Source organism: Pseudomonas sp. efr-133-TYG-103a (assembly GCF_030209235.1).
GTDB lineage: Bacteria > Pseudomonadota > Gammaproteobacteria > Pseudomonadales > Pseudomonadaceae > Aquipseudomonas.
The window spans coordinates 76,270-100,104 of the sequence record NZ_JARVSK010000026.1 but is presented as its reverse complement, the minus strand read 5'-3'; the positions used below and the strand labels follow the sequence as shown (position 1 = coordinate 100,104).

At 62.2% G+C, this 23,835-nt stretch carries 26 protein-coding genes; 7 read left to right on the top strand and 19 right to left on the bottom strand.

Annotation, left to right across the window (positions count from 1 at the left end; genetic code table 11):
* Positions 1-19: 19 nt before the first annotated feature.
* Positions 20-949 carry a DUF808 domain-containing protein gene (locus tag QRN36_RS21375; protein WP_285425890.1) on the bottom strand — a complete coding sequence of 310 codons (930 nt, stop codon included), beginning with the start codon at positions 947-949 and terminating at the stop codon, positions 20-22.
* A gap of 146 nt (positions 950-1,095) precedes the next feature.
* Here QRN36_RS21375 and QRN36_RS21370 point away from each other — a divergent pair, with 146 nt between their 5' ends.
* The gene (locus tag QRN36_RS21370; RefSeq protein ID WP_285425888.1) at positions 1,096-1,704 is read left to right on the top strand and encodes a TetR/AcrR family transcriptional regulator; all 609 of its coding nucleotides are present in this window, start codon (positions 1,096-1,098) and stop codon (positions 1,702-1,704) included.
* A gap of 2 nt (positions 1,705-1,706) precedes the next feature.
* Here the strand turns inward: QRN36_RS21370 and QRN36_RS21365 are convergent, their stop codons facing one another.
* The gene (locus QRN36_RS21365; RefSeq protein WP_093459541.1) at positions 1,707-2,099 is read right to left on the bottom strand and encodes a response regulator; all 393 of its coding nucleotides are present in this window, start codon (positions 2,097-2,099) and stop codon (positions 1,707-1,709) included.
* 610 nt (positions 2,100-2,709) lie between these two features.
* Between QRN36_RS21365 and QRN36_RS21360 the strand changes: the two genes are divergently transcribed.
* From QRN36_RS21360 to QRN36_RS21345, 4 genes are all read left to right on the top strand, one after another.
* Entirely contained in the window at positions 2,710-4,341 is a 1,632-nt protein-coding gene (locus QRN36_RS21360; RefSeq protein WP_285425887.1) for a methyl-accepting chemotaxis protein, read from the top strand.
* Between the two features lie 141 nt (positions 4,342-4,482).
* A complete protein-coding gene (locus tag QRN36_RS21355; protein ID WP_285425886.1) occupies positions 4,483-5,370 on the top strand; it encodes an urea transporter in 888 nt (295 codons plus the stop codon).
* A 45-nt stretch (positions 5,371-5,415) separates the two neighbouring features.
* Positions 5,416-6,306 (top strand): ion transporter, encoded by an 891-nt coding sequence (locus tag QRN36_RS21350; protein WP_285425885.1) that lies wholly within the window; start codon positions 5,416-5,418, stop codon positions 6,304-6,306.
* Positions 6,307-6,407: 101 nt separating this feature from the next.
* Positions 6,408-7,406: a sulfate ABC transporter substrate-binding protein gene (locus QRN36_RS21345; protein ID WP_093459552.1), complete on the top strand. Its 999-nt coding sequence runs from the start codon at positions 6,408-6,410 to the stop codon at positions 7,404-7,406.
* 55 nt (positions 7,407-7,461) lie between these two features.
* On the opposite strand, the gene QRN36_RS21340 is transcribed toward QRN36_RS21345, so the two are convergent.
* The 10 genes from QRN36_RS21340 to ccmA all read right to left on the bottom strand — a co-directional run bounded on the left by QRN36_RS21340 (position 7,462) and on the right by ccmA (position 15,338).
* Positions 7,462-7,875, bottom strand: a complete 414-nt coding sequence (locus QRN36_RS21340; RefSeq protein WP_285425884.1) for a hypothetical protein — start codon at positions 7,873-7,875, stop codon at positions 7,462-7,464.
* Between the two features lie 27 nt (positions 7,876-7,902).
* Positions 7,903-9,108, bottom strand: coding sequence for a c-type cytochrome biogenesis protein CcmI (gene ccmI / locus QRN36_RS21335; protein WP_285425883.1), 1,206 nt, complete (start codon positions 9,106-9,108; stop codon positions 7,903-7,905).
* Entirely contained in the window at positions 9,105-9,578 is a 474-nt protein-coding gene (locus QRN36_RS21330) for a cytochrome c-type biogenesis protein (RefSeq protein WP_373568783.1), read from the bottom strand. The genes ccmI and QRN36_RS21330 overlap by 4 nt, the downstream gene beginning before the upstream one ends.
* A 392-nt stretch (positions 9,579-9,970) precedes the next feature.
* Positions 9,971-10,507: a DsbE family thiol:disulfide interchange protein gene (locus QRN36_RS21325; RefSeq protein WP_285425882.1), complete on the bottom strand. Its 537-nt coding sequence runs from the start codon at positions 10,505-10,507 to the stop codon at positions 9,971-9,973.
* Entirely contained in the window at positions 10,504-12,477 is a 1,974-nt protein-coding gene (locus tag QRN36_RS21320; protein WP_285425881.1) for a heme lyase CcmF/NrfE family subunit, read from the bottom strand. Before QRN36_RS21320 ends, QRN36_RS21325 begins: the two co-directional genes overlap by 4 nt.
* A 3-nt stretch (positions 12,478-12,480) precedes the next feature.
* On the bottom strand, positions 12,481-12,960 hold the full coding sequence (ccmE, locus tag QRN36_RS21315) for a cytochrome c maturation protein CcmE (protein WP_093459566.1): 480 nt from the start codon (positions 12,958-12,960) through the stop codon (positions 12,481-12,483).
* On the bottom strand, positions 12,957-13,133 hold the full coding sequence (gene ccmD / locus QRN36_RS21310) for a heme exporter protein CcmD (RefSeq protein WP_093459569.1): 177 nt from the start codon (positions 13,131-13,133) through the stop codon (positions 12,957-12,959). The genes ccmE and ccmD overlap by 4 nt, the downstream gene beginning before the upstream one ends.
* Positions 13,130-13,903 (bottom strand): heme ABC transporter permease, encoded by a 774-nt coding sequence (locus QRN36_RS21305; RefSeq protein ID WP_285425989.1) that lies wholly within the window; start codon positions 13,901-13,903, stop codon positions 13,130-13,132. The genes ccmD and QRN36_RS21305 overlap by 4 nt, the downstream gene beginning before the upstream one ends.
* Before the next feature lie 131 nt (positions 13,904-14,034).
* The gene (gene ccmB, locus QRN36_RS21300; RefSeq protein ID WP_285425988.1) at positions 14,035-14,706 is read right to left on the bottom strand and encodes a heme exporter protein CcmB; all 672 of its coding nucleotides are present in this window, start codon (positions 14,704-14,706) and stop codon (positions 14,035-14,037) included.
* Positions 14,703-15,338 (bottom strand): cytochrome c biogenesis heme-transporting ATPase CcmA, encoded by a 636-nt coding sequence (gene ccmA / locus QRN36_RS21295; protein WP_285425880.1) that lies wholly within the window; start codon positions 15,336-15,338, stop codon positions 14,703-14,705. Before ccmA ends, ccmB begins: the two co-directional genes overlap by 4 nt.
* A gap of 181 nt (positions 15,339-15,519) precedes the next feature.
* Here ccmA and QRN36_RS21290 point away from each other — a divergent pair, with 181 nt between their 5' ends.
* Both QRN36_RS21290 and QRN36_RS21285 read left to right on the top strand, forming a co-directional pair.
* On the top strand, positions 15,520-17,148 hold the full coding sequence (locus QRN36_RS21290) for a flagellar hook-length control protein FliK (RefSeq protein WP_285425879.1): 1,629 nt from the start codon (positions 15,520-15,522) through the stop codon (positions 17,146-17,148).
* Positions 17,148-17,474 carry an EscU/YscU/HrcU family type III secretion system export apparatus switch protein gene (locus QRN36_RS21285; RefSeq protein WP_093459578.1) on the top strand — a complete coding sequence of 109 codons (327 nt, stop codon included), beginning with the start codon at positions 17,148-17,150 and terminating at the stop codon, positions 17,472-17,474. Before QRN36_RS21290 ends, QRN36_RS21285 begins: the two co-directional genes overlap by 1 nt.
* Before the next feature lie 712 nt (positions 17,475-18,186).
* Here QRN36_RS21285 and QRN36_RS21280 read toward each other — a convergent pair.
* From QRN36_RS21280 to QRN36_RS21250, 7 genes are all read right to left on the bottom strand, one after another.
* Positions 18,187-18,582 carry a DUF2802 domain-containing protein gene (locus tag QRN36_RS21280; protein ID WP_285425878.1) on the bottom strand — a complete coding sequence of 132 codons (396 nt, stop codon included), beginning with the start codon at positions 18,580-18,582 and terminating at the stop codon, positions 18,187-18,189.
* On the bottom strand, positions 18,583-19,062 hold the full coding sequence (locus QRN36_RS21275) for a chemotaxis protein CheW (RefSeq protein WP_065987319.1): 480 nt from the start codon (positions 19,060-19,062) through the stop codon (positions 18,583-18,585). It abuts the gene before it with no gap.
* 72 nt (positions 19,063-19,134) lie between these two features.
* On the bottom strand, positions 19,135-20,109 hold the full coding sequence (locus QRN36_RS21270; protein WP_285425877.1) for a CheW domain-containing protein: 975 nt from the start codon (positions 20,107-20,109) through the stop codon (positions 19,135-19,137).
* Positions 20,110-20,223: 114 nt separating this feature from the next.
* The gene (locus QRN36_RS21265; protein WP_093459587.1) at positions 20,224-21,012 is read right to left on the bottom strand and encodes a ParA family protein; all 789 of its coding nucleotides are present in this window, start codon (positions 21,010-21,012) and stop codon (positions 20,224-20,226) included.
* Between the two features lie 42 nt (positions 21,013-21,054).
* Positions 21,055-21,936 carry a flagellar motor protein MotD gene (gene motD / locus QRN36_RS21260; protein WP_093459590.1) on the bottom strand — a complete coding sequence of 294 codons (882 nt, stop codon included), beginning with the start codon at positions 21,934-21,936 and terminating at the stop codon, positions 21,055-21,057.
* Positions 21,937-21,943: 7 nt separating this feature from the next.
* On the bottom strand, positions 21,944-22,684 hold the full coding sequence (locus tag QRN36_RS21255; RefSeq protein WP_093459593.1) for a flagellar motor protein: 741 nt from the start codon (positions 22,682-22,684) through the stop codon (positions 21,944-21,946).
* Entirely contained in the window at positions 22,684-23,835 is a 1,152-nt protein-coding gene (locus QRN36_RS21250; protein WP_285425875.1) for a chemotaxis response regulator protein-glutamate methylesterase, read from the bottom strand. The genes QRN36_RS21255 and QRN36_RS21250 overlap by 1 nt, the downstream gene beginning before the upstream one ends.

The window sequence follows — 23,835 nt, the reverse complement described above, 5'->3', positions numbered from 1 at the left end:
TCGCCACCGAAAATACCGTTCAGGCCTTGAAAAGGCGCCAGATTCTTTTTGCTCCCAGTACCACCGCCAACACAATACCACCGGCGATGATTCCCGCTACCGCATTGAGCAAGGTGGGGACGACAAAGGCCAGCGCACCCGCAGCCGAGGCCAGGCTTTCGATGCCATGGTGCAACACCGGCAAGCCATGGGTGAGAATGCCGCCGCCCACCAGAAACATCGCCGCCGTGCCGATCACCGACAGGCTTTTCATCATGTAAGGCGCCGCACTCAAGACCCCGCGTCCCAGTGCCCGTTGCATCCGCCGCCCGCCGCCCTCGCCTTTGAGCTCGCTCAGGTACAGCCCGCCGTCATCAAGCTTGACGATCGCACCCACCAGGCCGTAGACGCCGATGGTCATGACAATGGCAATGCCCGACAACACGATGACTTGTTGCGTCAGCGACGCATCGGCGACCGTGCCGAGGGTGATGGCAATGATCTCTGCCGACAGAATGAAGTCGGTGCGCACCGCGCCCTTGATCTTGTCCTTCTCGAATGCCACCAGGTCGGTCGCCGGGTCGGCCACGGCGTCCGTCAGTTTCGCGTGTTCGCCCTCATCGTCTTCGGCGCTGTGCAGAAAGGAGTGCGCCAGCTTCTCGAAGCCCTCGAAACACAGGTAAGCGCCGCCGATCATCAGCAGCGGCGTGACCGCCCACGGGATGAACGCACTGATCGCCAACGCCGCCGGCACCAGAATCAGCTTGTTGAGGAACGATCCCTTGGCCACCGCCCAGACCACCGGCAACTCGCGCTCGGCGCGCACGCCCGACACCTGCTGCGCATTGAGTGCAAGGTCGTCGCCCAGGACCCCGGCGGTTTTCTTGGCGGCCATCTTGGTCATCAGGGCCACGTCGTCGAGCACCGTTGCGATGTCGTCGATCAGTACCAGCAAGCTGCTTCCTGCCATGAGCGTCATTCCGTCCGATGTGTTCAGAGTAGGCGCCGAGCATAAACTGCCAGACCGGCGCGGGTCTCGCCTTGCACCATGTTGAGCCTGTCGCAAGGCCGGTGCTACCATTCGCCACCGCCGAGCAGGCAAGGAAATACCGGTTTATGAGCAGCATCCGCGAGCGCAACAAAGAACTGATACTGCGCGCAGCCAGTGAAGAATTCGCCGATAAAGGGTTCGCCGCCAGCAAAACCAGCGACATCGCAGCCAAGGCCGGTGTGCCCAAGCCTAACGTCTATTACTACTTCAAATCGAAGGAAAACCTCTACCGCGAGGTGCTCGAAAGCATCATCGAGCCCATCCTGCAGGCGTCGACGCCGTTCAATCGCGAGGGGGTTCCCGCCGAGGTGCTCAGCGGCTACATCCGCTCGAAGATCCGCATCTCCCGGGAATTACCGTTCGCCTCCAAAGTATTCGCCAGCGAGATCATGCACGGCGCACCGCACCTGACGCCGGAGCAAGTCGAGCAGCTCAACGGCCAGGCGCGGCACAACATCGATTGCATTCAAGGTTGGATCGATGACGGTCTGATCGCCCCGCTCGATCCTCATCACCTGATGTTCAGCATCTGGGCCGCCACTCAGACCTACGCCGATTTCGACTGGCAGATCTCGACGGTGACCGGCAAGGCCAGGCTGGACGACGCCGATTACGAGGCGGCTGCGCAGACGATCATTCGTCTGGTGCTCAAAGGCTGCGAGCCGGATCGCTGAGCTCAGGCAACGCTTCCAGTCTGCAGCGCCGTGTCGACGCCATCGAGCAACTGACCAAAACTCCAGGGTTTGCGAATAAACGTGACTTTGTGCGTGACGCCCGAACTTTCCGGCGTCTCGTGACCCGACATGATCAGGATCGGAATCTGCGGCCACTTGTCGCCCGACAGGTTGGCCAGGTCGGCACCGTTGAGCGTGCCAGGCATCAGGATGTCGGTCAGCAGCAGAGACACTCTGTCTGCATGATCGTCGAGGAATTTCGCGGCCTCATCGGCGCTTTCCAGCGCATGGGTCGAAAAGCCCTCGTCACCCAGAATCTCGCAAACGAAATCGCGAATGATCGACTCATCTTCGACCACTAGAATGAGTCCTTTATGTTGTCCGTCTACTGCCATTTTCGCCACATCCACAGTAATTTTTCCCATTGCCTGCCCGGCCGGCCCTGTCCTGGACTCGGGTATTGTCCGTACTGTGAACTGCGCGAGCGCCGGAAATTCCATCCAGTGATGACATTTGGTCGAAACGGTTGTAACAGAGGCGTCAGGACAAGACGGACGGGCTTTTCCTGCGGGCATAAAAAAACCCGCCGAAGCGGGTTTTGCAACACCGTCCAACTTCCTGTTGGCCGCCAATGCCTGGCAACGGTCGATCGTCCCTGATCCTGCAGCCTTCCGTTGCTGCAGTTGATGGATCCAATGTACCGCTGTGACGGGATCCAACCTAGAGCAAAAATCTCCTCTTCGTGTAAGCCTTTGGCTATGCGTGATATTAATCTGACGTCATTTTTACAACACGCCTGTGCTGGATAGGACCAGGCCTACAGACGCACGTATAAATCCCTGCGTCGCTCTCAGGTTTATCCCGCTCAAGCCGAGATCATTTAAGACAGCCCCACTTCGTTGCATGGATTCACTGTGCAGATCCGCTGTGGCAGATTCGCTGTGTGCAGCCGTTCCGCCGAACGGCCAGCCGACATAACAAGAACAAAAGAACGGAGTGACGGGTATGAATATGCGCAATCTCTCGATCAGCCGGCGTCTGTGGCTGATCCTCATCGTCGCTGTGTTGATGCTGTTCACGCTGGCCGCGGCCATGCTCAAGCAAATCCATGACGATCTCTATGACGCCAAGGCGCAAAAAACCATGCACGTGGTGCAGACCGCCGCCGGTCTGCTCGACTACTACCATGGGCTGGAAAGCGCCGGGTCCCTCACCCGCGAGCAAGCGCAACAACAGGCGATGGATGCCATCCGCGGGCTGCGCTACAACCAGACCGACTATTTCTGGATCAACGATTTGCGTCCGGTGATGATCATGCACCCGGCCAACCCCAAGCTGGTCGGTCAGGACCTTTCCGGCGTGAAGGACCCCGACGGTTTCCAGGTTTTCAATGAGATGGTCACGCTGGCCAAAGCCAAAGGCGCCGGCATGGTCAACTACCGTTGGCCAAAGCCGGGCGCCAGCGATGCCGTGCAGAAGACGTCTTACATTACCCTCTTCACGCCCTGGGGCTGGATCATTGGTTCCGGCGTCTATGTCGATGACGTGCAGGCCGAGTTTCGCCAGCAGGTGATCAAGGCGCTGTCAATCAGCGCCGGCATCATTCTGGTGATGGCGCTGCTGCTGATCCTGATCGGTCGCAGCATTGCCGGGCCGCTGAAAACCACGGTCGAGGCCATGGCCAGTATCGCCAGCGGCGAGAGCGATCTGACGCGCAGCCTTGAAACCCACGGCAACGATGAAGTCACCCAGCTTGCCCGCCATTTCAACGCCTTCACCGCCAAGCTGCGCCGGGTCGTCAGCGAGCTGCAACGGTCTGCCGTCGGGCTGGGTGAAGCGAGCAGTGAGCTGGGCAGCAATGCCGTGCAGGCGCAGGAACGCAGTCAGCAGCAGTCTTTGCAGATGGAACAGGTGGCGACCGCCGTCAATGAAGTGACCTATGGCGTGCAGGATGTGGCGAAGAACGCCGAGCATGCTGCCAGCGAAATGCGCAATGCCGAATCTCAGGCGCAGCAAGGCCAGGCCAACATCGACAGCAGCCTGAAGCAGATTGATCATCTGTCCGGGACGATCGATCAGGCCGTGGAGGTGATCCGCACGCTGGCCAGCGAAAGCACGCAGATCGGCGGTGTGCTCGATGTCATCAGTTCGATTGCCGAGCAGACCAACCTGCTCGCCCTCAACGCGGCCATCGAAGCGGCCAGGGCGGGCGATCAGGGCCGGGGCTTCGCCGTGGTGGCCGATGAGGTGCGCATGCTGGCCCAGCGCACGCAAAAATCCACTGCCGAAATCCAGGCCATGATCGAGCGCCTGCAACGCCACTCGGACGCCGCCGTGAAAGTGATCGGCGACAGCAGTCGCTCGTCACAACTGACGATCGAACAAGCCCACCTGGCCGGACAGAGCCTGACTTCGATCAGTCAGGCCCTGCGCAACCTCAACGGCCTGAACGCCTCGATCGCCAGCGCTACGCTGCAGCAGTCCCATGTGGTCGAAGACATCAACCAGAACGTCACCCAGGCGGCGCAACTCTCGCAGAGCACGGCAATCGCCGCCGAGCAGTCGAGCGCCGCCAGCAGTCAGCTCAAAGGGTTGAGCGAACAGTTGAACGGCCTGCTGCGACAGTTCAGGGTCTGACGCACGCTGCAATTGTGGGCGCCGAAACATCGGCTCCCACGAATGGCTCGGCTCGACATGGCGGTTAGCCTCGGCATGTCTTGAAAGTCCATCGACATGAAGTCAATATGTATACAATAAATACAATTATTGAATACATATATGCCAGCCAACCACTCTCTGCCTTCTTCATCCCACTGCCACGACTGGGCCGAAGCGCTGCTCAATGGCTTCAGTCAGGTACTGCTGCAACGTCATCCGGTGTGCGGTTTGTTGTGCCTGCTGGCGATCCTGATCAGTGCGCCCTCCTCTCTGGGCGGCGCGCTGTTGGGGGCGGTCGCGGGCTTGCTGACGGCGCAGCGACGTGGCTACGCAAAGCTTGAGCGCCAGTCGGGCGTGTACAGCTACAACGGCGTGCTGATCGGCCTGCTGATCTGCTATCGCTTCGAGTGGTCGCCCCTGTTGCCGCTGCTGATCATGGCCAGCGGCGGAGCCAGCGCGATGCTCATGCATGCCTGGCTGAAGCGTACACCGCGGCCCTCGTGCCTGAAGGCATACACCGCGCCCTTCGTGCTGTTCAGCTGGGGGCTGCTGTGGTTTGCCGACCCGGTGCCGACGACCCGCCCTGTGGACACGGACCTCATCCAGGCGTTGCCACTGGGCTTGGGGCAAGTTTTTCTGTTGGATCATCCCTTGGCGGGCGTGCTGATCGGTCTGGGTCTGCTGCTCGCCAACCGGACCGCAGCGCTGTGGGCACTGCTCGGTTGCGCCAGCGGCATCGCCTTCGCGCTCTGGCAGCACGAGACCGATTCAGCACTGCTGGGTCTCTCTGGCTACAACCCCGCGCTGGCGGCCCTGGCGCTCAGTCACCAACGGCATAAACCGTGGATGCCGGGCATCGCGGCAGGCCTGGCCATCCTGCTGCAACCCGGATTTACCGGACTGGGGCTTGCCGCCCTGACAGCGCCGTTCATTCTTGCCTGCTGGCTGGTGCAGGCGAGCGCGCGGATGCTGCAACCATCGACCCTCGATCAGCGGTTGCGCTCCTGAGCGGTTTGTCCCAGGCTCAGCCGACCTTGCAAGCGGAACCCTCTCATGGACAGCCATACTGACCTGCGCGAACAATTGCGCATCATCGTCTTTCAGAGCGACACGAAGCCCGGCCGACGCTTCGATAAAATCCTGTTGGTGATCATCCTCTGCAGCCTGCTGGTGGCGATCATCGACAGCATCGAAAGGGTTCATCGCGATTACGGCGATATCCTGGCGTGGGTCGAATGGGGTTTCACGGCGATTTTCGCCCTCGAATACCTGGTGCGCCTGTACTGTTCGCCACAACCGTTGAAGTACGCCTTCAGCTTTTACGGCCTGATCGACCTGCTGGCGATTGTGCCGGGCATCCTGGCGATCTATTACAGCGACGCACAGTATCTGCTGATCGTGCGCGTGGTGCGGATGCTGCGGATCTTCCGCGTGCTCAAGCTCAGTCCGTATCTGAAGCAGGCCAATTACCTGCTCGCCGCCCTGCGCGGCAGCAAACAGAAGATCATCGTGTTCCTGGTGACGGTGTCGACGCTGGTGATTGTCTTCGGCACGCTGATGTATGTCATCGAAGGTCCGCAGCACGGCTTCACCAGCATTCCCAAAGGCATCTACTGGGCTATCGTCACGCTGACCACGGTCGGCTTTGGCGACATCGTCCCGAAGACGCCCGTGGGGCAGATTCTGTCGTCGCTGGTGATGATCACCGGTTATTCGATCATCGCCGTGCCAACGGGTATTTTTACCGCCGAACTGGCCAACGCCATGCGCGGTGACGCGTTGCAGCACGATTGCCCGGTCTGCGCCAAAAGCAACCACGAACAGAGCGCCGCGTTCTGCTCCCGCTGCGGCAATGCGCTGTTCCCAAAAGTCGACTCCATTGCAGCCACCGCCCCAGGCGCAATCCCAAGCCCAACCGGTGGCAAGCCGGACATAAGCACATGAGTTTTTAATCTATAAGCGCTTAAAGGTTTTCGTTATAGTCGCGGCCATTAGCCATCGCTTTCATCATAAGAATAACTCTACTCACGACAAAGGAATTCGCAGTGAACAGACTCTTCGCCGCCTCTCTGCTGGCCGCTGGCATGGCCTTCGGCAGCGCCGCTCATGCCGCGCCCGAATTGCTCAACGTCTCGTATGACGTGATGCGCGACTTCTACAAGGATTACAACGCCGCCTTCCAGAAACACTGGCAGGCCGAGCACAAGGAAGACGTAGCGTTGAAGATGTCGTTCGGCGGCTCGAGCAAGCAGGCGCGCTCGGTCATCGACGGCCTCCAGGCAGACGTCATCACCATGAACATGGCGACGGACATCAACGCGCTGGCCGACAACGGCAAGCTGGTGCCTGACAACTGGGTGACCCGCCTGCCGAACAACAGCGCCCCGTTCACGTCCGCCACGGTGTTCATCGTGCGCAAGGGCAACCCGAAGGCTCTTAAGGACTGGCCGGACTTGATCAAAGACGGCGTCGAGGTAGTGGTGCCAAACCCGAAAACGTCCGGCAACGGCCGTTACACCTATCTGTCGGCGTGGGGCTATACGCTGAAGAACGGTGGCGATGAAGCGGCTGCCAAGAAGTTCGTCGGCGCGCTGTTCAGCCACGTGCCAGTGCTGGACACCGGTGGCCGTGGCGCGACCACGACGTTCATGACCAACCACATCGGCGACGTGCTGGTGACCTTTGAGAACGAAGCGGAAATGATTGCCCGCGAGTTCGGCCGCGATCAGTTCGAAGTGGTTTACCCAAGCGTCTCCGCCGAAGCCGAGCCGCCGGTGAGCGTGGTCGACAAGGTGGTCGACAAGAAAGGCACTCGCGCCCTGGCCGAAGACTACCTGAAATACCTGTGGTCGCCGGAAGGTCAGGAGATCGCGGCGGCCAACTACCTGCGTCCGAGAGACCCGGCAGTGCTGGCCAAGTACACCGACCGCTTCCCGAAAGTCGATTTCCTGTCGGTGGAGAAAACCTTCGGCGACTGGCGCACCGTGCAGAAGACCCATTTCATCGATGGCGGCGTGTTCGACCAGATCTACCCGGCCAAATAAGCCAGGGCAGAGACCAGAACGGCGACCTGAAGAGGTCGCCGTTTTTCGTTGTGGCTCAATTACCGAATTGTCTGCTCAAGCCTGGCGGAACGCCGCTCGAATCGGTTTCCTGCCACGGGCCGCTGGGCGATGTGGACCAGGTCCAGCCGTTGTTCCAGCGATAGTACGTGCGCTGGCGGTAGAAGGTGTTCGGCACATTATCCAGCACGTGCACGCCAAGTCTGGCATCCCAGTGGCTGTTGCCGCCGGGCGGCGGGGCAAAGTTGGCGGAGGTTTTCGGAGCCGACGGAATCGGCGCCGAGGGCGGCGTCTGCGGCGTGGTGCGCGGGGTTCCTGGCTGTGGCGTCGGCGACGGTCCGGGAATGGTCGGGATCGGTTCCGAGCTCTGTGGCCCCGGATGCTGCACCGCACAGGCTGCGGTCAATCCCACCACCAGACTCAACAGGGCAAAACGTGCGACGCGATACATAAGGCTCTCTACTCGCTGCTTGATCGGCTATTGATCGGGGCTGTCGATGGTCAAGGCCTGGCGCGCGGTCACGTTGCTGGGCAGCGGCTGACTGCGGCCGATCCACTCGCCGGAAGTGGGCTGACCTGCGCGGGATACCCGAGCAACGAGTTGGACTTCCGGAAAGTTCGACAGTTTCAGCTGCGGCATCATCGCATCGGCATCGGTGAGCTCCACGTCCACCGGCAGGTCGGCGACCGTCACGCGCTTGACCGCCAGGGGTGCTGGCGGCCCGGATACCGCACGGGCGAAAATGAACACCGTGTCACTCGGCTGGACGTTGCCACTCAGCGCCGCAGACAGGCTGACGCGCACGCGCAGGCGCGCCTGTTGAGCCGTCGCCAGCGGCGCCTCCGCAGGCGTGCCGCCGCTCTGCACCAGCTTGTCGCTGGCCCGGGCGATGCCGCCTTCCAGGGCCGACCGCGAGGGATCGTTCGCCGGCAAGACCGCCAGCAGACGCTTCCAGTAATCCATCGCCGCCTGATAGTGCTGCCCTTCGAACGCGTTGATGCCCATCAGGCCCAGACTGGTGACCTCCTTGGCATCGAGTTTCAGCGCCTCATCCGCCAGCGCCTGAATCTGCGGCGTCCAGGCCTTATTGCCGGCAAAGTACAGCGCCTGCGCCCATTGACCGAGCAACTCGGGCTGACGTCCGGCCAGCGCCACTGCGCGCTCGAACATCGCCGCCGCGTCGGCAGGACGGTCCTGCGCCATATAAGTACGGGCAAGGAAATAAATGCTCTCGGCCGAATCCGGCTGAGCCTTGACCGCACGCTCCAGGCGATTGGTCATCTGCGCCAGTGAGCCCGGCGGTTGCGCAAACTCGCGCGTCAACTCGACCTTGTCGGCGGCCCCAAAATGCAGGTACAGCGCCAGCGCCAACACGGGAACCAGTACCGCGGCCAGCACCGGCAACGGCTTGCCCAGCTTTGAAACGCGTTCAGCGTCGCCACCTTCCGTGTCAGCCAACAACTCGCGCGCCGCTTCGGCACGGCCGCTGTCCATCTGAGCGGCAGACAGCACGCCCTCTTGCTGCTGCGTCTGCAGCTCGGCCAGGCGTTCCTGGTACAGCGCGACATTGAGGGCGGTGCGGTCTTCTTCGCTTTGCGCGCGGCGTCCACGCACGACAGGAATCAGCAGGAAACTCAGGGCAACCAGCAACAGCAGGCCGGCCGCTAGCCAGAAATCGATCATTCGCGGTTTTTATCCAACAGGTGGGCGAGGCGCTGACGCTCCTCGTCGGAAAGCACATCGTCACTGTCGTCGCGCTGACGACGACGGCGGGCAACGATCACGCCGATTAACAGCACGCCGCCCAGCAACAGCCCGGCCGGACCGAACCAGAGCAGCCAGGTGTGTGCGTTGAGCTCGGGTTTGTAACGCACGAACTCGCCATAACGATCGACCATGAAGTCGATGATCTGCTGATTGCTCTGACCTTCACCGAGCATGCGATAGATCTCTTTACGCAGATCGGCGGCGATGGGCGCGTTAGAGTCGGCGATGTCCTGGTTCTGGCATTTCGGGCAGCGCAATTCGCGGGTGAGCTCAGCGTATCGCGCGCGCTCGGCTTCGTCCTTGAAGGTGTAGGCGTCGATGGCGGCGTGAGCGATGCCCAGGCTGCCCAACGACAGCAGCGTCGCCGCGAATAAGCGACGACTCACTCGAGCCACCCGCCCCACGAACCACCGCGCAATCGGCACAGCCGAGCTCGCCCGCGATGAGGTGTGCACAACCTTTCGCGCTGCAGCGTCAGTGCCTGCGTCTTCGCGAGCAAGCTCGCTCCCACAGGTCTCGGGCTGAACAGGTCGAACATTGCCGCAAGTTCCGGGCTGGAGAGAGGTCCCTGTAGGAGCCGAGCTTGCTCGCGATGAAGTCTGTACAGCCTTTCGCGCTGCAGCGTCAGTGCCTGCGTCTTCGCGAGCAAGCTCGCTCCCACAGGTCTCGGGCTGAACAGGTCGAACATTGCCGCAAGTTCCGGACTGGACAGAGGTCCCTGTAGGAGCCGAGCTTGCTCGCGATGAGGCCAGTGATGTCACCGCCGCGCGTGGGCCATTCATTGTTTGCCCTCGTCGACCAGTCCTTGATACAGGCCTGCCAGTTTTTCGCGCCAGACCGTGTCGTCGATCACCCCGACGTGCTTGTAACGAATGATGCCCTTGCTGTCGATCAGGAAGGTTTCCGGGGCGCCGTACACCCCCAGGTTCAGACCCAGACTGCCGGCTTCATCATTGATGTTGAGCTGGTACGGGTCATGAAAATCCTGCAGCCACTTCAATGCATCGGCGTTGACGTCCTTGTAGTTGACGCCGTAGATGACCACGCCTTGCCCGGCAAGTCGGGTCAACACCGGATGCTCGACGCGGCAGGCGACGCACCAGGTGCCCCAGACGTTGACCAGTGCCGGCTTGCCCAACAGGTCGGCGCGGGTCAGCGGCTTGCCCCCTTGCACGGCAGGCAAGGCGAACTCGGGGAACGGCTTGTCGATCAGCGCCGAGGGCAGTAAATCAGGCTGAAGAAACAGGCCCTTGTACAGAATGCCCGCCATGCCCAGGAACAGCACCAGCGGGATCAGCAACACCCAACGCTTCATACCGCGGCCCCCGACAGGCCCAAGGCGTCACGCACTCGGGTTCTGACCTTGACCCTGTAACGCTTGTCCAGCGCCGCCAACAGGCCGCCCAACGCGGTGATCAAGCCACCGAACCAGATCCAGCGCACGAACGGTTTGACGTGAACACGCACCGCCCACGCGCCGTTTTCCAGCGGCTCGCCCATCGCGACGTACAGATCACGGGTAAAACCGGCGTCGATGCCGGCCTCGGTCATCATCGAGCGCTGCACGGTGTACAGGCGTTTTTCCGGATGCAGCACAGTGATTTCCTTACCGTCTTCGAGCACACGAATGGTGCCTTCGTCAGAGGTGAAATTGGGGCCCTGAATGTGTCGGGCACCTTCGAAGACGAATTGATAGCCACCCAGTTCGACGGATTCACCGGGCGCCAGTCGCAAGTCGCGCTCGGCACTGTTCTGGCTCGACAGCACCACGCCCAAGGCCACGACGGCGATGCCGATGTGCGCCAGTTGCATGCCCCAGTAGCTGCGGGTCAGCGAGCGCATGCCTTTGAGCAGACCTTTGTGGCGGGTCTTGTCGAGCAAGTCGCGCACACCGGCCAGCAGCACCCACGCCGCCAGCAGGAACGTCGCGACGACGGCCCAGTGGAAATCGGCCATGGCAAAGCCTGCGACGACCGCCAGCACTGCGCTGCCAACCAGTACCGGCGCAAGCATGCTCATCAGCCACTTCACCGGCGTGTCTTTCCAGCGCACCAGTACACCCACCGCCATCACCGCCATGAGCAGGCCCATCAGCGGCACGAACAACGCGTTGAAATACGGCGGGCCCACCGACATTTTCGCCCCGCTCAGGGCGTCCAGAACCAGCGGATAAAGCGTGCCGAGCAGAATCATCGAGGCAGCGACCACCAGCACCAGATTGTTGCCCAGCAGCAGGGTTTCCCGAGACCACAGGCTGAAACCGACGTGGCTCTTCACCACTGGCGCGCGAATCGCGAACAGAGTGAGTGAGCCGCCCACGACCATTAACAGAAACACCAGAATGAACACGCCGCGTGCCGGATCCGACGCAAACGCATGCACCGACGTCAGCACGCCGGAGCGCACCAGGAACGTGCCAAGCAGGCTCAAGGAAAACGCCGCGATGGCCAACAGCACTGTCCAGCTTTTGAACACGCCGCGCTTTTCGGTGACCGCCAGCGAGTGAATCAGCGCGGTGCCGACCAGCCAGGGCATGAACGAGGCGTTTTCCACCGGGTCCCAGAACCACCAGCCGCCCCAGCCCAATTCGTAATACGCCCACCAGGATCCCAGGGTGATGCCAAAACCCAGAAATGCCCACGCGATGATCGTCCAGGGACGCGACCAGCGCGCCCATGCCGCATCCAGACGCCCACCGAGCAAGGCGGCAATCGCGAAAGCGAAGGCCACCGAGAAGCCCACGTAACCCATGTACAGCATCGGCGGGTGAATGATCAGCCCCGGGTCCTGAAGCAACGGGTTGAGGTCGCGCCCGTCCTGCGGCACCTGCGGCAGGATGCGGCTGAAGGGGTTGGAGGTCAGGATCAGGAACAGCAGGAAGCCGATGCTGATCATGCCCATGACCGCCAGCACGCGGGCCAGCATGATTTGCGGCAGTTGTCGCGAGAACACCGACACCGCAAAGGTCCAGCCGCCGAGGATCAGCGCCCACAGCAGCAAGGAGCCCTCATGCGCACCCCAGACGGCGCTGAATTTGTAGTACCACGGCAGGGCGCTGTTGGAGTTTTCGGCGATGTAGGTCACCGAGAAATCATCGACCATGAACGAGTACGCCAGGCTGCCGAAGGCGAACAGCAAAAAGGCGAACTGCCCCCACGCTGCCGGCTGAGCCAGGCTCATCCACAGACGATCGCCGCGCCAGGCGCCGAGCAACGGCACCACGGCCTGCACAAGGGCAAAGCACAGCGCCAGGATCATGGCCAGATGGCCGAGTTCGGGAATCATGGCTTACCCCTGCTTTTCTGGCTGCGCCGCGGGCGAGGCGGATGCGCCCGGCGCCGGCTGGCCGCTGTCTTTGAGCGCCTTGGTCACTTCAGGCGGCATGTATTTCTCGTCGTGTTTGGCCAGCACTTCATCGGCCACCACCACGCCATCGGCATTGAGTTTGCCCAGCGCGACGATGCCCTGCCCTTCGCGGAACAGGTCCGGCAGAATGCCGCGATAGGTGATGGTCACCGACTTGTTGAAATCGGTGACGACGAACGTCACGTCCAGCGAGTCCGCCGAGCGTTGCAGCGAGCCCTTCTCGACCATGCCGCCGGCGCGGATGCGGGTGTCATGAGGTGCCTCGCCGCCCGCGATCTGGGTCGGCGTATAAAACAGGTTGATGTTCTCTTGCAAAGCGCTGAGCGCCAGAGTGACCGCAATGCCGACCCCGGCGAGTATCGCCACGATGATCAACAGGCGCTTTTTCCGCAGCGGATTCACGTATTGCTCTCCCGGCGCAAACGACGCGCCTCTTGTTGCAGGTAACGCCGACGCGCCAGCAGCGGTGACAGAACGTTGATGACCAGCACCGCCATGCAGATGCCGTAAGCGGTCCAGACGAACAGCCCATGTTTGCCCATGGCCAGAAAGTCGCCAAAAGACGCAAAGCTCATCGCACGCCTCCACGGCCGGGCGCATGCCCCAGGCTCTTCAAGACTTCGTCCTTGACCCAACTGGCGCGGGACTCGCGCTTGAGAACCTCCAGGCGCATCCGCAGCAGCAGGACGGCGCCGAAGAAGCAATAAAAGCCCAGCGCGGTGAACAGCAACGGCAGCCACATTTCAGCGGGCATGGCCGGTTTTTCGGTCAGGCTGAACGTTGCGCCCTGATGCAGCGTGTTCCACCACTGGACCGAGTATTTGATGATCGGGATGTTGATGACGCCGACAATCGCCAACACCGCGCATGCCTTGGCGGCGCTGTCGCGATTGGTGATGGCGTTACCCAGGGCGATCAGGCCGAAGTACAGGAACAGCAGGATCAGCATGGAAGTCAGCCTTGCGTCCCACACCCACCATGAACCCCATGTGGGTTTGCCCCAGATCGCGCCCGTGACCAGCGCCACGGCAGTCATCCACGCGCCGATGGGCGCTGCGCACTGCAGGGCGACATCGGCCATCTTCATCTTCCAGACCAGCCCGACGACGCCGCAGACGGCCAGCATCACGTAGCAGGACTGAGCCAGCATCGCCGACGGAACATGGATGTAGATGATGCGGAAACTGTTGCCTTGCTGGTAATCCGGCGGGGCGAAGGCCAGGCCCCAGACCACGCCGATGCCGATCAGCACCGCGGCGGCGATACTCAACCATGGCAACAGACGACCGCTGATGCCGTAGAACCATTTCGGCGATCCAAGTTTGTGGAACCAGGCCCAACTCATGCCGCTTTTAGCCTTGGCGCTTGTGTTCATCACGCTGCCTTTTCATCACGGTGTGCTTTATGACCAGGCGCTTCTTATCACTGAAGCGTCCAGGGCCGACCTCGAAAAACTGTCCGAACGGTCAAGCCCGATTATTCGCCAACACTGATTTTCAGGCCAGCAGCTATTGCAAAAGGTGTAAGGGTTACCGCCAGAGCCGTCAGGCTGCCAAGCCAAAGCAGATAGCCGGTCGCAGGCATGCCCTCAAGTGCAGCCTGAAGGGCGCCGCTGCCCAGAATCAGCACCGGGATGTACAGCGGCAGAATCAACAACGCCAGCAGCAGACCGCCGCGTTTGAGTCCCACTGTCAGCGCTGCGCCGACGGCGCCCAGCAGACTGAGCACCGGCGTGCCCAGCAGCAGTGACAGCAACAGCACCGGCAGACACGCGCTCGGCAGACCCAGCATCAACGCGAGCACCGGTGCCAGCAACACCAGTGCAAGCCCGGAGAACGCCCAGTGCGCCAGCACTTTGGCCAGCACCAGCAAGGACAAAGGGTGCGACGAAAGCACCCACTGTTCAAGTGAACCGTCTTCAAAATCACTGCGAAACAGCCCGTCCAGTGACAACAGGACCGACAACAGCGCGGCGACCCACACCAGACCCGGCGACAGGCGTTGCAGCAGTTGCGTTTCAGGGCCCACTGCCAAAGGGAACAGCGCGATGACGATGGCGAAGAATACCAGTGGATTGAGCAGCTCGGCCGGGCGCCGGAACAGCAAGCGGGCCTCGCGGGCGATCAGCAGCGTGAACACATGACTCATACGGCCCATTGCCCCAGGTCCAGATCCCGATAACCGGCCGGTTTGCGGGTCAGCGTGTGGTGAGTGGTCAGCACCACGGCCCCGCCCTTCTCGCAGTGCCCGGCCAGATGCTCTTCAAGCTGGGCGACCCCTTGCTTGTCCAGCGCGGTGAACGGCTCGTCGAGCATCCACAATCCGGGGCCCGGCAGATAGAGCCGCGCCAGCGCCACGCGGCGACGCTGGCCGGCTGACAGCGTGTGGCACGGCACGTCTTCGAATCCGCGCAGTCCAACCGCTTCGAGGGCCCGCCAGATGTCGTCGGTGTCGACCGCGCGGTGCAGGGCGCAGAGCCATAGAAGGTTCTCGACCGGTGTCAGCAGGTCTTTGATGCCCGCGGCGTGACCGATCCACAGCAGGTTGCGCGTCAGTTCGCCGCGTTGCTCGCCAAGGGGCCTGCCATCGAGCAGAACCTCGCCGGCGGTGGGCGGCATCAGGCCGCACAGCAGGCGCAACAGGCTGGTCTTGCCGCTGCCGTTCGGGCCGCTGACCTGCACCATGTCACCCGCCGTCAAGCGCAGCTCGAGATGCTCGAACAGCAGCCGCCAGTCTCGCTCGCACGCAAGCGCCACGGCTTCTAAAACGGGGATCGACATGTGGACCTTCTTTTCGGATAGCAGGTGTGCACGGCGGTTCAAGTCAGGGTCGCGGCGGCCGTTATACTGATGCAGCTTAACGGTAGCCCGCCGATGACGTCGGCGCGGGATTATACATGTCAGGAACGCTGACGCCGCCCGACCAGGCCGCCAGAGCGCAAATTTATCGAGTCAGGATCCGATGACAGGCGACATACCCCATCTCTCTCCAGTAGCAGCCGCCACGGCCTTGTTGCGCGCGGGCGTTCCGGCCGGCGAAGTGCTCAAGCTGATGGAGCCGCGCGAAGGCCTGCTGAATTCGGGACAGGTCGCCAACGCCGAGGTGGTGAGCCTCAAGCAGCAGGGTCAGGACTTCCAGTTGCTGCTCAAGCTGACGATGGACAACGGACGGCAGACCACCCTCCCGGTCAGCAGCTCATTACCGTTGACGCCGGGCACCAACGTCAACGTCGCCCAAGGCTCGGCCGACACGCTGACCATCAGCGTGCAGGACCTGCAGAAAGCCGTCACCAACAGCCTGACGAGCATCGACACCCGTCAGCTGCCGGCCGGCACGTTGCTGCAAGGCAAGGTGCTGACCACGCAAGTGGCTGCGCAGAACGTCGCACAACTGACCGGCCAGACATCTGCTGGCGGCGCTGCGCAGCCAGCCGGTTATCGTTCCATCGTCATGCTGCTCAACACCGCGCTGGCTGGCAGCAGCCTGACCATCGACAGCCCGCAGCCATTGCGCGTGGGCAGCCTGCTCAGCGCGCAGGTGCAGAGCAGTCAGGCGCTCAATTTCGTAGCGCTGCCCAACCGCCTCGATGAACTGGCGCTGGCGCAGCAACTGTCGACACAGCAAAGCCGTCAGGGGTCGCTGCAAAGCCTGCTGACCGCGCTGCAAAATCTGCCGTCGCCGGCCAGTGGCGGAGCCGACAACCTCACACCGGCGCTGCGTGCGAGCATCGAGCAACTGCTGGCTGACTTGCCCGATCTGACGCAGATGACCAGCGCCAAGGGCGTCGCCCAGGCCTTGAGCGCCAGCGGGCTTTTCATGGAGTCGCGGTTGCTCGCGGGGATGAACCCGACGCTGGTGCCGGACATGAAGGCCAACCTGCTGAGGCTGATCACCCAGATCCTCCCCGGCCTGCCGAACAACGCCAGCTATGACGCCGCTGCCGCGGCGAATACCCTGGCGCGCGCCATGCCCAGCGTCATCCGCAATGCGCTGGGGACCCTTGGCCTGGTCGCCGCGCCGAGTCAGCCGACCAATTTCCCGCTACCGGCGCGTACGCTGGGCAGCCCGCAGGACAAGGACGATCTGGAAACGCTGTTGAAACTGGCGGCCGGCGCCATTTCGCGTCTGCAGAGCCATCAACTGGGCGGGCTTGAGCAGACGCGCACCCATGCCGACGGCACGCAGGTGACGACCTGGCAGCTGGAAATCCCGATGCGCAATGCCCATGACATCGTGCCGCTGCAAATGAAGGTCCAGCGCGAGGAAAAAACTGAAACCGACGACCACGCACAGGGCGCCCATGCTGAGCAGCGCGAGAAGGAAAAACTGTGGCGGGTCGAACTGGCATTCGATCTCGAACCGCTCGGCCCGCTGCAAGTGCAGGCCCAACTGATCGCAGGGAACATCGCCAGTCAGTTGTGGGCCGAGCGCGAAGGCAGCGCCGAGCTGATCGCCGGCGAGCTGGACAACCTGCGCGCGCGCCTGGTTGCGTGCGGCCTGAACGTCAAGGAACTGGAATGCAACCGCGGCACCCCGCCACAAGGGCCGCGAACGGTGCTGGAACAACGCTGGATCGACGAGAACGCCTGATGAGCACACCCGAACACACCCCGCGTCAGGCCATCGCGCTCAGTTACGACGGTCAGCAAGCACCAACCCTGACCGCCAAGGGCGATGACACGCTGGCGGAAGCGATTCTGGCCATTGCGCGGGAGTACAAAGTCCCGATCTACGAAAACGCCGAACTGGTGAAAATGCTCGCGCGCCTTGAGCTGGGCGACAGCATTCCGCAAGAGCTGTACCTGACGATTGCCGAAATCATCGCGTTCGCCTGGCACCTGAAGGGCAAATTCCCCACAGGCTTCGACCCGAATCCGCCGCCAGTGGAAAGAGACATCACCCCCGGGCGAAACTGACCGCCATCGCGTGCAAGTGCGCTCAGCTTGCTCGCGAGCGCTATATTCCGGCCACCGAAAGTGCAGCGGATGTACGGGCCCCATCGTGAGCAAGCTCACTCCCACATGGGCATTGCGGCAGGCCGTGGTCTCGCGCCAGGCACCTGACCGGGCGAGCTTGCTCGCGAAAGCTTGATGCACTACCCGTAGGAGCGTGGCTTGTCCCGCGATCGGGGACGCAGTCGTCGTAAAACCCGGCCATGCAGTCTGCCCGACATACCGCGTCATCCGATTCCGCTGCCGCTGCCGCTGCGCGCCAGATCGCGGGCAAGCGCGCTCCTACAAGGGATTCGTGGCGTTGCCAGGACTGTGTCGAGCACAAAACTCGAGTGCCGACTGTCAGGCGTCTCTCCGGCGAACATATCGGCCCCATCGTGAGCAAGCTCACTCCCACGGGAACCTCCGGGCATTCCCGAATTTTCCTCCCAGACACGGAACCTGTAGGAGCGCGCTTGCCCGCGAACGCTGTATTCCGGCCACTGCAAAGTGCAAGCGGATGCACCGCCCTCTTCCCGGCTGAAGCCAGTCCTACAGACTCTGCAAGCTTTTCGTAGGACCGGCTTTAGCCGGGAAGGCGTCCGGTGTAAAGCCATTAATCGGAAGGGCTTTAACGGCAGTTGACTGACTCCCACCGCGAGGCAGGATTCGAGGGCGGCAGGTGATGCCGCCCTCTTCAGTTATGCCCGTGCAACTTGCTCATCAACTGTGCTTCGGCCTGGGTCAGGCCGCAGGACTGCGTGAGTTCGTCGACGCTGGCGCCCATGCTGACCAGGCGTGCGGCCTGGGCGAAGGACAGTGTGGAGGGGTCGCGCTGCTCCAGCGCGGTGATCTTGTCCGGCAGCGGCGAGACGATGGAGCGCAGTTCATGCAGGTCTTCGCCCATTTTCACCGTGCCGCCCTGATAATGCTCAAGGCGACGGGCAAGTTCGCGAATGCGCTGGTCACGCAGCGAATCAGCTTCAAGCTGCTGCGTGGCCAGTGTGCGCTGGCGTTTGGTGTGGGCCATGAACACCGCGACGCTCGCGACCCACAACACCGCCAGAAAAATTACCGCAACCTCAAGGATCAATCAGATGTTCTCCAGCTCGGACCACTCTTCCTCGGACATCATTTTGTCCAGTTCCACGAGGATCAGCAGCTCGCCGTTCTTGTTGCAGACGCCCTGGATGAACTTGGCGGACTCGTCGTTGCCGACGTTTGGCGCCGTTTCCACTTCCGACTGACGCAGATAAACCACTTCAGCCACGCTGTCGACCAGGATCCCGACCACTTGCTTATCGGCCTCGATGATCACGATACGCGTGTTGTCGCTGACTTCAACCGGTGGCAGACCAAAGCGCTGACGGGTGTCGATGACCGTGACGACATTACCGCGCAGGTTGATGATGCCCAGCACGTAGCTTGGCGCGCCCGGGACCGGAGCGATCTCGGTGTAGCGCAGCACTTCCTGAACCTGCATCACGTTGATGCCATACGACTCGTTGTCCAGGCGGAAGGTGACCCATTGCAGAATCGGATCTTCGGAACCCTGTGCTGACGACTTCTTCATACCCCTAACCCCTTGCGTGTTGTGCTGTAAGGACGACGCGATCAGCGCCGGCCTGTGTTTAGTTGAAGCTGTTTATTTGCGTGATTGCATCTGCTTGACCGCGCCGCTGGCAATCAGCTCGGCCAGTTCGGAAACGTCCAGCAGCGCACACATGTGCTCGATCACCGTCCCGGCAAGCCAGGGCCGCTGACCGCGTTGAGTGCGCCATTTGATTTCGTTCGGGTCCAGGCGCAGCGAACGGCTGACCTGATGCACCGCCAGTCCCCACTCATAGCCCTGCACCGAAATCACGTATTGCAGGCCCTGGCGGAAGTCGTCGCGATAGCGGTCCGGCATGATCCAGCGCGCGGTGTCCAGCACCTTGAGGTTGCCGGCCTGGCTGGGCAGGATCCCGAGAAACCAGTCCGGCTGACCGAAGAGCGGCGTCAGGTCATGCCCGGCCAGAGGGTAGATCGAACCCAGGCACACCAGCGGCACCGCAAGCGTCAGACCGGCGACATCGAACAGCAGGCATTCGAACGGCTCATCCGCCCAAGCCGGACGCTCGTCCGAGGTCGGCGGCGGGGTCGGCGTGCGCTGTGCAGGCAGGTGCACATCGGCCACGGGCTCCACCAGCGCCACCACAGATTCGGCAACCAGAGCTTCCGGCAACGGCGCCTCAACCACGGGCGCTTCAATCACAGGCGGCGCGATCACCGGCGGCAACAAGACCGGTTTTTCCAGCACGCGAGCGGCCACCGGTTCAGCCACGACCGCAGGACGACTCACAGGCGCCGCAACAGCCGGTGCTTCCTGGGGCGTAAACGCCAGCGACACCGGCGCCGGACGCGACATCGGCGGCTGAACCACCGGCGCAGCAGCCTTCACCGCCTCGGCGACAGCCGTGCGCATGCGTTTATCGTGGGCCTGCTCTTCGAGCACGGCCGCTTGAAACTCATCAATGCTCTCGACGACCTGCAATTCCTCGGTCGCGTCCTGCAGCAACGCGTCGAGGTAATTCTGCAGCGCCAGTTGTGGTCGTGATGCGATGTCCAGAGGGCGGTTCATACGGGAGCCCGAAAATAAGTGATGCGATTACCGCCTGAACCAGATATCGGCTGCAGGGTCAGCCGACTTGAGCGCGCAGGCGCTTTGCTCGGGAATATACGATCAGCGGACACCTCAGGCCACCTGCCCGACGAGTTGCTCGGTGAGCATGTGCTTGAGCAACGTCCGGTAGGCCAGCACTCCACGACTCTTGTTGTCGTACTGCGACGGGGTGACCCCGGCACGGCTGGCGTCGCGCAGCCGGGTATCGACCGGAATGAACGCCTTCCAGACATGCTCCGGATAGCTGTCGCGCAGCAACTTGAGGGTGCTCATCGAGGCCTGAGTGCGGCGGTCGAACAGCGTCGGCACGATGGTGTACGGCAACGGCACCTTGCGCGAGCGGTTGATCATCGCCAGCGTGTTGACCATTCGCTCCAGGCCTTTCACCGCCAGGAATTCGGTCTGCACCGGGATCGCCAACTGCTGACTCGCCGCCAGCGCATTGACCATCAGCACGCCCAGCAACGGCGGGCTGTCGATGATCGCGTAATCGAAGTCCTGCCACAGTTGCGCCAGGCTCTTGGCAATCACCAGGCCAAGGCCACTCTGCCCCGGCGACTGGCGCTCGAGCGTGGCCAGCGCGGTGCTGGACGGCAACAGAGAAATACGTTGATCGCTGGTCGGCAGTAACAGTTGACCCGGCAGCCCGTCGGGCACCGAGCCCTTGTGCAGGAACAGGTCGAAACAGCTGTGCTCCAGCGCATCGGGATCATGGCCAAAATAGCTGGTCATCGAACCATGCGGGTCGAGGTCAACGACGACCACGCGCTTGCCCGCCTCGGCCAGCAGACCGGCTAGGGCGATTGAGGTGGTGGTCTTGCCGACCCCGCCTTTCTGATTGGCTACTGCCCAGACTCTCATGTGTTCGTATTCCCCCCGACCATGATGATGACCGAGACCGATTTAAGGGGCAGGTGACGAAGATTTGACGCCTTGCGGCGGTTTGGCTGGGACAGGTGCAGTTTGTGTGCCAGCACGGCGCAACGCCGCATCGGGTTTTGCATTGGCCGCAGTGCCGGACCCGGTCAGGCTGCGGCGCACGTCCAGATTGCGCGAGATCACCAGCACGACACGACGATTGCGCGCGCGGCCATCGGCGGTCGCGTTGGAGGTCAGCGGCTGGAATTCGCCATAACCAACCGAAGCCATGCGCACCGGGTTGATCCCGTCCATGGCCAGCATGCGCACAATGCTCGATGCCCGCGCCGACGACAGTTCCCAGTTGCTCGGATACTGCGCCGAGTTGATCGGCTGGTCGTCGGTGAAGCCCTCGACATGGATCGGGTTGTCGAACGGCTTGATGATTTTGGACACCTTGTCGATCAGGTCGAACGCCTGATTGCTCGGCATGGCATCGCCGCTGCCGAACAGCAGGCTGGAATTGAGCTCGATCTCGATCCACAGCTCATTGCCGCGCACGGTCATCTGCTTTGAAGCGATCAGATCACCGAACGCTGCATTGACGTCGTCGGCGATGGATTTCAGCGGGTCTTGAGCGCCCTGCCCCAGCGCCGCGTCGGTCTGTTCGCTGTCTTGCACCAGCGGGTCGGCAGGACGCACGGTCTGCGGTTTCTGCTCGCCGATCGGGATGGGCTTCACGCTGCGCTCGGCTTCGTTGAACACGCCGACCAGCGCTTCGGACAGCACTTTGTACTTGCCTTCGTTCAGCGAGGAGATGGAGTACATGACCACGAAAAACGCGAACAGCAAAGTGATGAAGTCCGCATAGGACACCAGCCAGCGCTCGTGATTTTCGTGTTCTTCGTGGCGACGTCGACGGGCCATCAGTCCATCACTCCATGAAGCCTTGCAGCTTCAGTTCGATCGAACGCGGGTTCTCACCCTCGGCGATGGACAGCAGACCCTCGAGCAGCATTTCGCGATAGCGCGACTGGCGCAGGGCAACGGCCTTGAGCTTGTTGGCGACCGGCAGCAGGATGAGGTTGGCCGAAGCCACGCCGTAGATGGTCGCAACGAACGCCACGGCGATGCCGCTGCCCAGCTGATTCGGGTCAGCCAGGTTGCCCATGACATGAATCAGGCCCATCACCGCACCGATGATGCCCACGGTCGGCGCATAGCCGCCCATGCTTTCGTAGACTTTCGCGGCCTGAATGTCGCGGCTTTCCTGGGTCATGAAATCCACCTCCAGAATGCTGCGAATGGCCTCAGGCTCAGCACCGTCGACCAACAATTGCAGGCCTTTGCGCGAGTAGGCATCAGGCTCACTGTCAGCGACCGACTCAAGGCCCAGCAGGCCTTCCTTGCGTGCGGTCAGGCTCCACGACACGACGCGGTCGATGCCGCCGGCCAGATCGATGCGTGGCGGAAACAGAATCCAGATGAAGATCTGGATCGCCCGTTTGAACGCGCTCATCGGCGTCTGCAGCAGACACGCCGCCAGCGTTCCGCCGAGCACGATCAGTGCAGCAGGCCCGTTCAGCAAGGCGCCGAGATGACCGCCTTCCAGAAAGTTGCCGCCGATGATGGCGACGAAGGCCAGAATGATCCCTATAAGCGTCAAAACATCCATCAGACACAGGCCTCGACCAGATGGCGCCCGATATCGTCCAGGCTGTAGACGGCGTCAGCCAGGTCGGCCTTGACGATGGCCATCGGCATGCCATAGATGACGCAACTGGCTTCGTCCTGCGCCCAGATGTGACTGCCACCCTGCTTGAGCAGACGCGCGCCTTCGCGACCGTCCGCGCCCATGCCGGTGAGGACCACGGCGAGCACTTTATCGCCGTAGGACTTGGCCGCCGATCCGAAGGTGATGTCCACGCAGGGTTTGTAGTTCAGGCGTTCGTCACCTGGCAGAATTTTCACCGCCCCGCGACCATCGACCATCATCTGCTTGCCACCGGGGGCGAGCAACGCAAGGCCCGGACGCAGAATGTCGCCGTCTTCCGCTTCTTTGACGCTGATCCGGCAGAGCTTGTCCAGACGCTCGGCGAACGCCTTGGTGAACGCTGCGGGCATGTGCTGAATGAGCACAATCGGAGCCGGGAAATTGGCGGGCAATTGAGTGAGCACGCGTTGCAGCGCGACCGGGCCACCGGTTGAGGTGCCGATTGCGACCAGTTTGTAGGCCTTGCGCTTGGGCGCAGGCGACGCCGGGGCATGATGCCCGGCTGAATGGCCAGTGGAAGACGTGCGCGCCGGCGCAGGGGCCGGGCGTGCGGCAGGCGTCGGCGCGGCGTGAGTCGTGCGCGGTGCCGTGGAGGTCGGCGCGGGCGTCGGCGCTGGCGCCGCTGCGCTGCTGCCCAATCCGCTGAAACGACGGTTGCTGCGGGAGATGCTGTGCACCTTTTCGCACAGCATCTGCTTGACCTTCTCGGGATTGCGCGAGATGTCTTCGAAGTTTTTCGGCAGGAAATCCACGGCGCCGGCGTCGAGCGCATCGAGGGTGACACGGGCGCCTTCGTGGGTCAGCGATGAGAACATCAGAACCGGTGTCGGGCAGCGCTGCATGATGTGACGAACCGCGGTAATGCCATCCATCATCGGCATTTCGTAGTCCATGGTGATCACGTCAGGCTTGAGCGCCAGGGCCTGGTCAATGGCTTCCCTGCCATTGGTGGCCGTGCCGACCACTTGAATCGTGGAATCTGAAGAGAGAATTTCCGAGACGCGACGACGGAAAAAACCCGAATCGTCCACGACGAGAACCTTGACTGCCAT

Coding starts and splice junctions, on each gene's coding strand:
- QRN36_RS21375 (WP_285425890.1), bottom strand. CDS start 949: ATGGCAGGAAGCAGCTTGCTGGTACTGATCGACGACATCGCAACGGTG.
- QRN36_RS21370 (WP_285425888.1), top strand. CDS start 1,096: ATGAGCAGCATCCGCGAGCGCAACAAAGAACTGATACTGCGCGCAGCC.
- QRN36_RS21365 (WP_093459541.1), bottom strand. CDS start 2,099: ATGGCAGTAGACGGACAACATAAAGGACTCATTCTAGTGGTCGAAGAT.
- QRN36_RS21360 (WP_285425887.1), top strand. CDS start 2,710: ATGAATATGCGCAATCTCTCGATCAGCCGGCGTCTGTGGCTGATCCTC.
- QRN36_RS21355 (WP_285425886.1), top strand. CDS start 4,483: ATGCCAGCCAACCACTCTCTGCCTTCTTCATCCCACTGCCACGACTGG.
- QRN36_RS21350 (WP_285425885.1), top strand. CDS start 5,416: ATGGACAGCCATACTGACCTGCGCGAACAATTGCGCATCATCGTCTTT.
- QRN36_RS21340 (WP_285425884.1), bottom strand. CDS start 7,875: ATGTATCGCGTCGCACGTTTTGCCCTGTTGAGTCTGGTGGTGGGATTG.
- ccmI (WP_285425883.1), bottom strand. CDS start 9,108: ATGATCGATTTCTGGCTAGCGGCCGGCCTGCTGTTGCTGGTTGCCCTG.
- QRN36_RS21325 (WP_285425882.1), bottom strand. CDS start 10,507: ATGAAGCGTTGGGTGTTGCTGATCCCGCTGGTGCTGTTCCTGGGCATG.
- QRN36_RS21320 (WP_285425881.1), bottom strand. CDS start 12,477: ATGATTCCCGAACTCGGCCATCTGGCCATGATCCTGGCGCTGTGCTTT.
- ccmD (WP_093459569.1), bottom strand. CDS start 13,133: ATGAGCTTTGCGTCTTTTGGCGACTTTCTGGCCATGGGCAAACATGGG.
- QRN36_RS21305 (WP_285425989.1), bottom strand. CDS start 13,903: ATGAGTTGGGCCTGGTTCCACAAACTTGGATCGCCGAAATGGTTCTAC.
- ccmB (WP_285425988.1), bottom strand. CDS start 14,706: ATGAGTCATGTGTTCACGCTGCTGATCGCCCGCGAGGCCCGCTTGCTG.
- ccmA (WP_285425880.1), bottom strand. CDS start 15,338: ATGTCGATCCCCGTTTTAGAAGCCGTGGCGCTTGCGTGCGAGCGAGAC.
- QRN36_RS21290 (WP_285425879.1), top strand. CDS start 15,520: ATGACAGGCGACATACCCCATCTCTCTCCAGTAGCAGCCGCCACGGCC.
- QRN36_RS21285 (WP_093459578.1), top strand. CDS start 17,148: ATGAGCACACCCGAACACACCCCGCGTCAGGCCATCGCGCTCAGTTAC.
- QRN36_RS21275 (WP_065987319.1), bottom strand. CDS start 19,062: ATGAAGAAGTCGTCAGCACAGGGTTCCGAAGATCCGATTCTGCAATGG.
- QRN36_RS21270 (WP_285425877.1), bottom strand. CDS start 20,109: ATGAACCGCCCTCTGGACATCGCATCACGACCACAACTGGCGCTGCAG.
- QRN36_RS21265 (WP_093459587.1), bottom strand. CDS start 21,012: ATGAGAGTCTGGGCAGTAGCCAATCAGAAAGGCGGGGTCGGCAAGACC.
- motD (WP_093459590.1), bottom strand. CDS start 21,936: ATGGCCCGTCGACGTCGCCACGAAGAACACGAAAATCACGAGCGCTGG.
- QRN36_RS21255 (WP_093459593.1), bottom strand. CDS start 22,684: ATGGATGTTTTGACGCTTATAGGGATCATTCTGGCCTTCGTCGCCATC.
- QRN36_RS21250 (WP_285425875.1), bottom strand. CDS start 23,835: ATGGCAGTCAAGGTTCTCGTCGTGGACGATTCGGGTTTTTTCCGTCGT.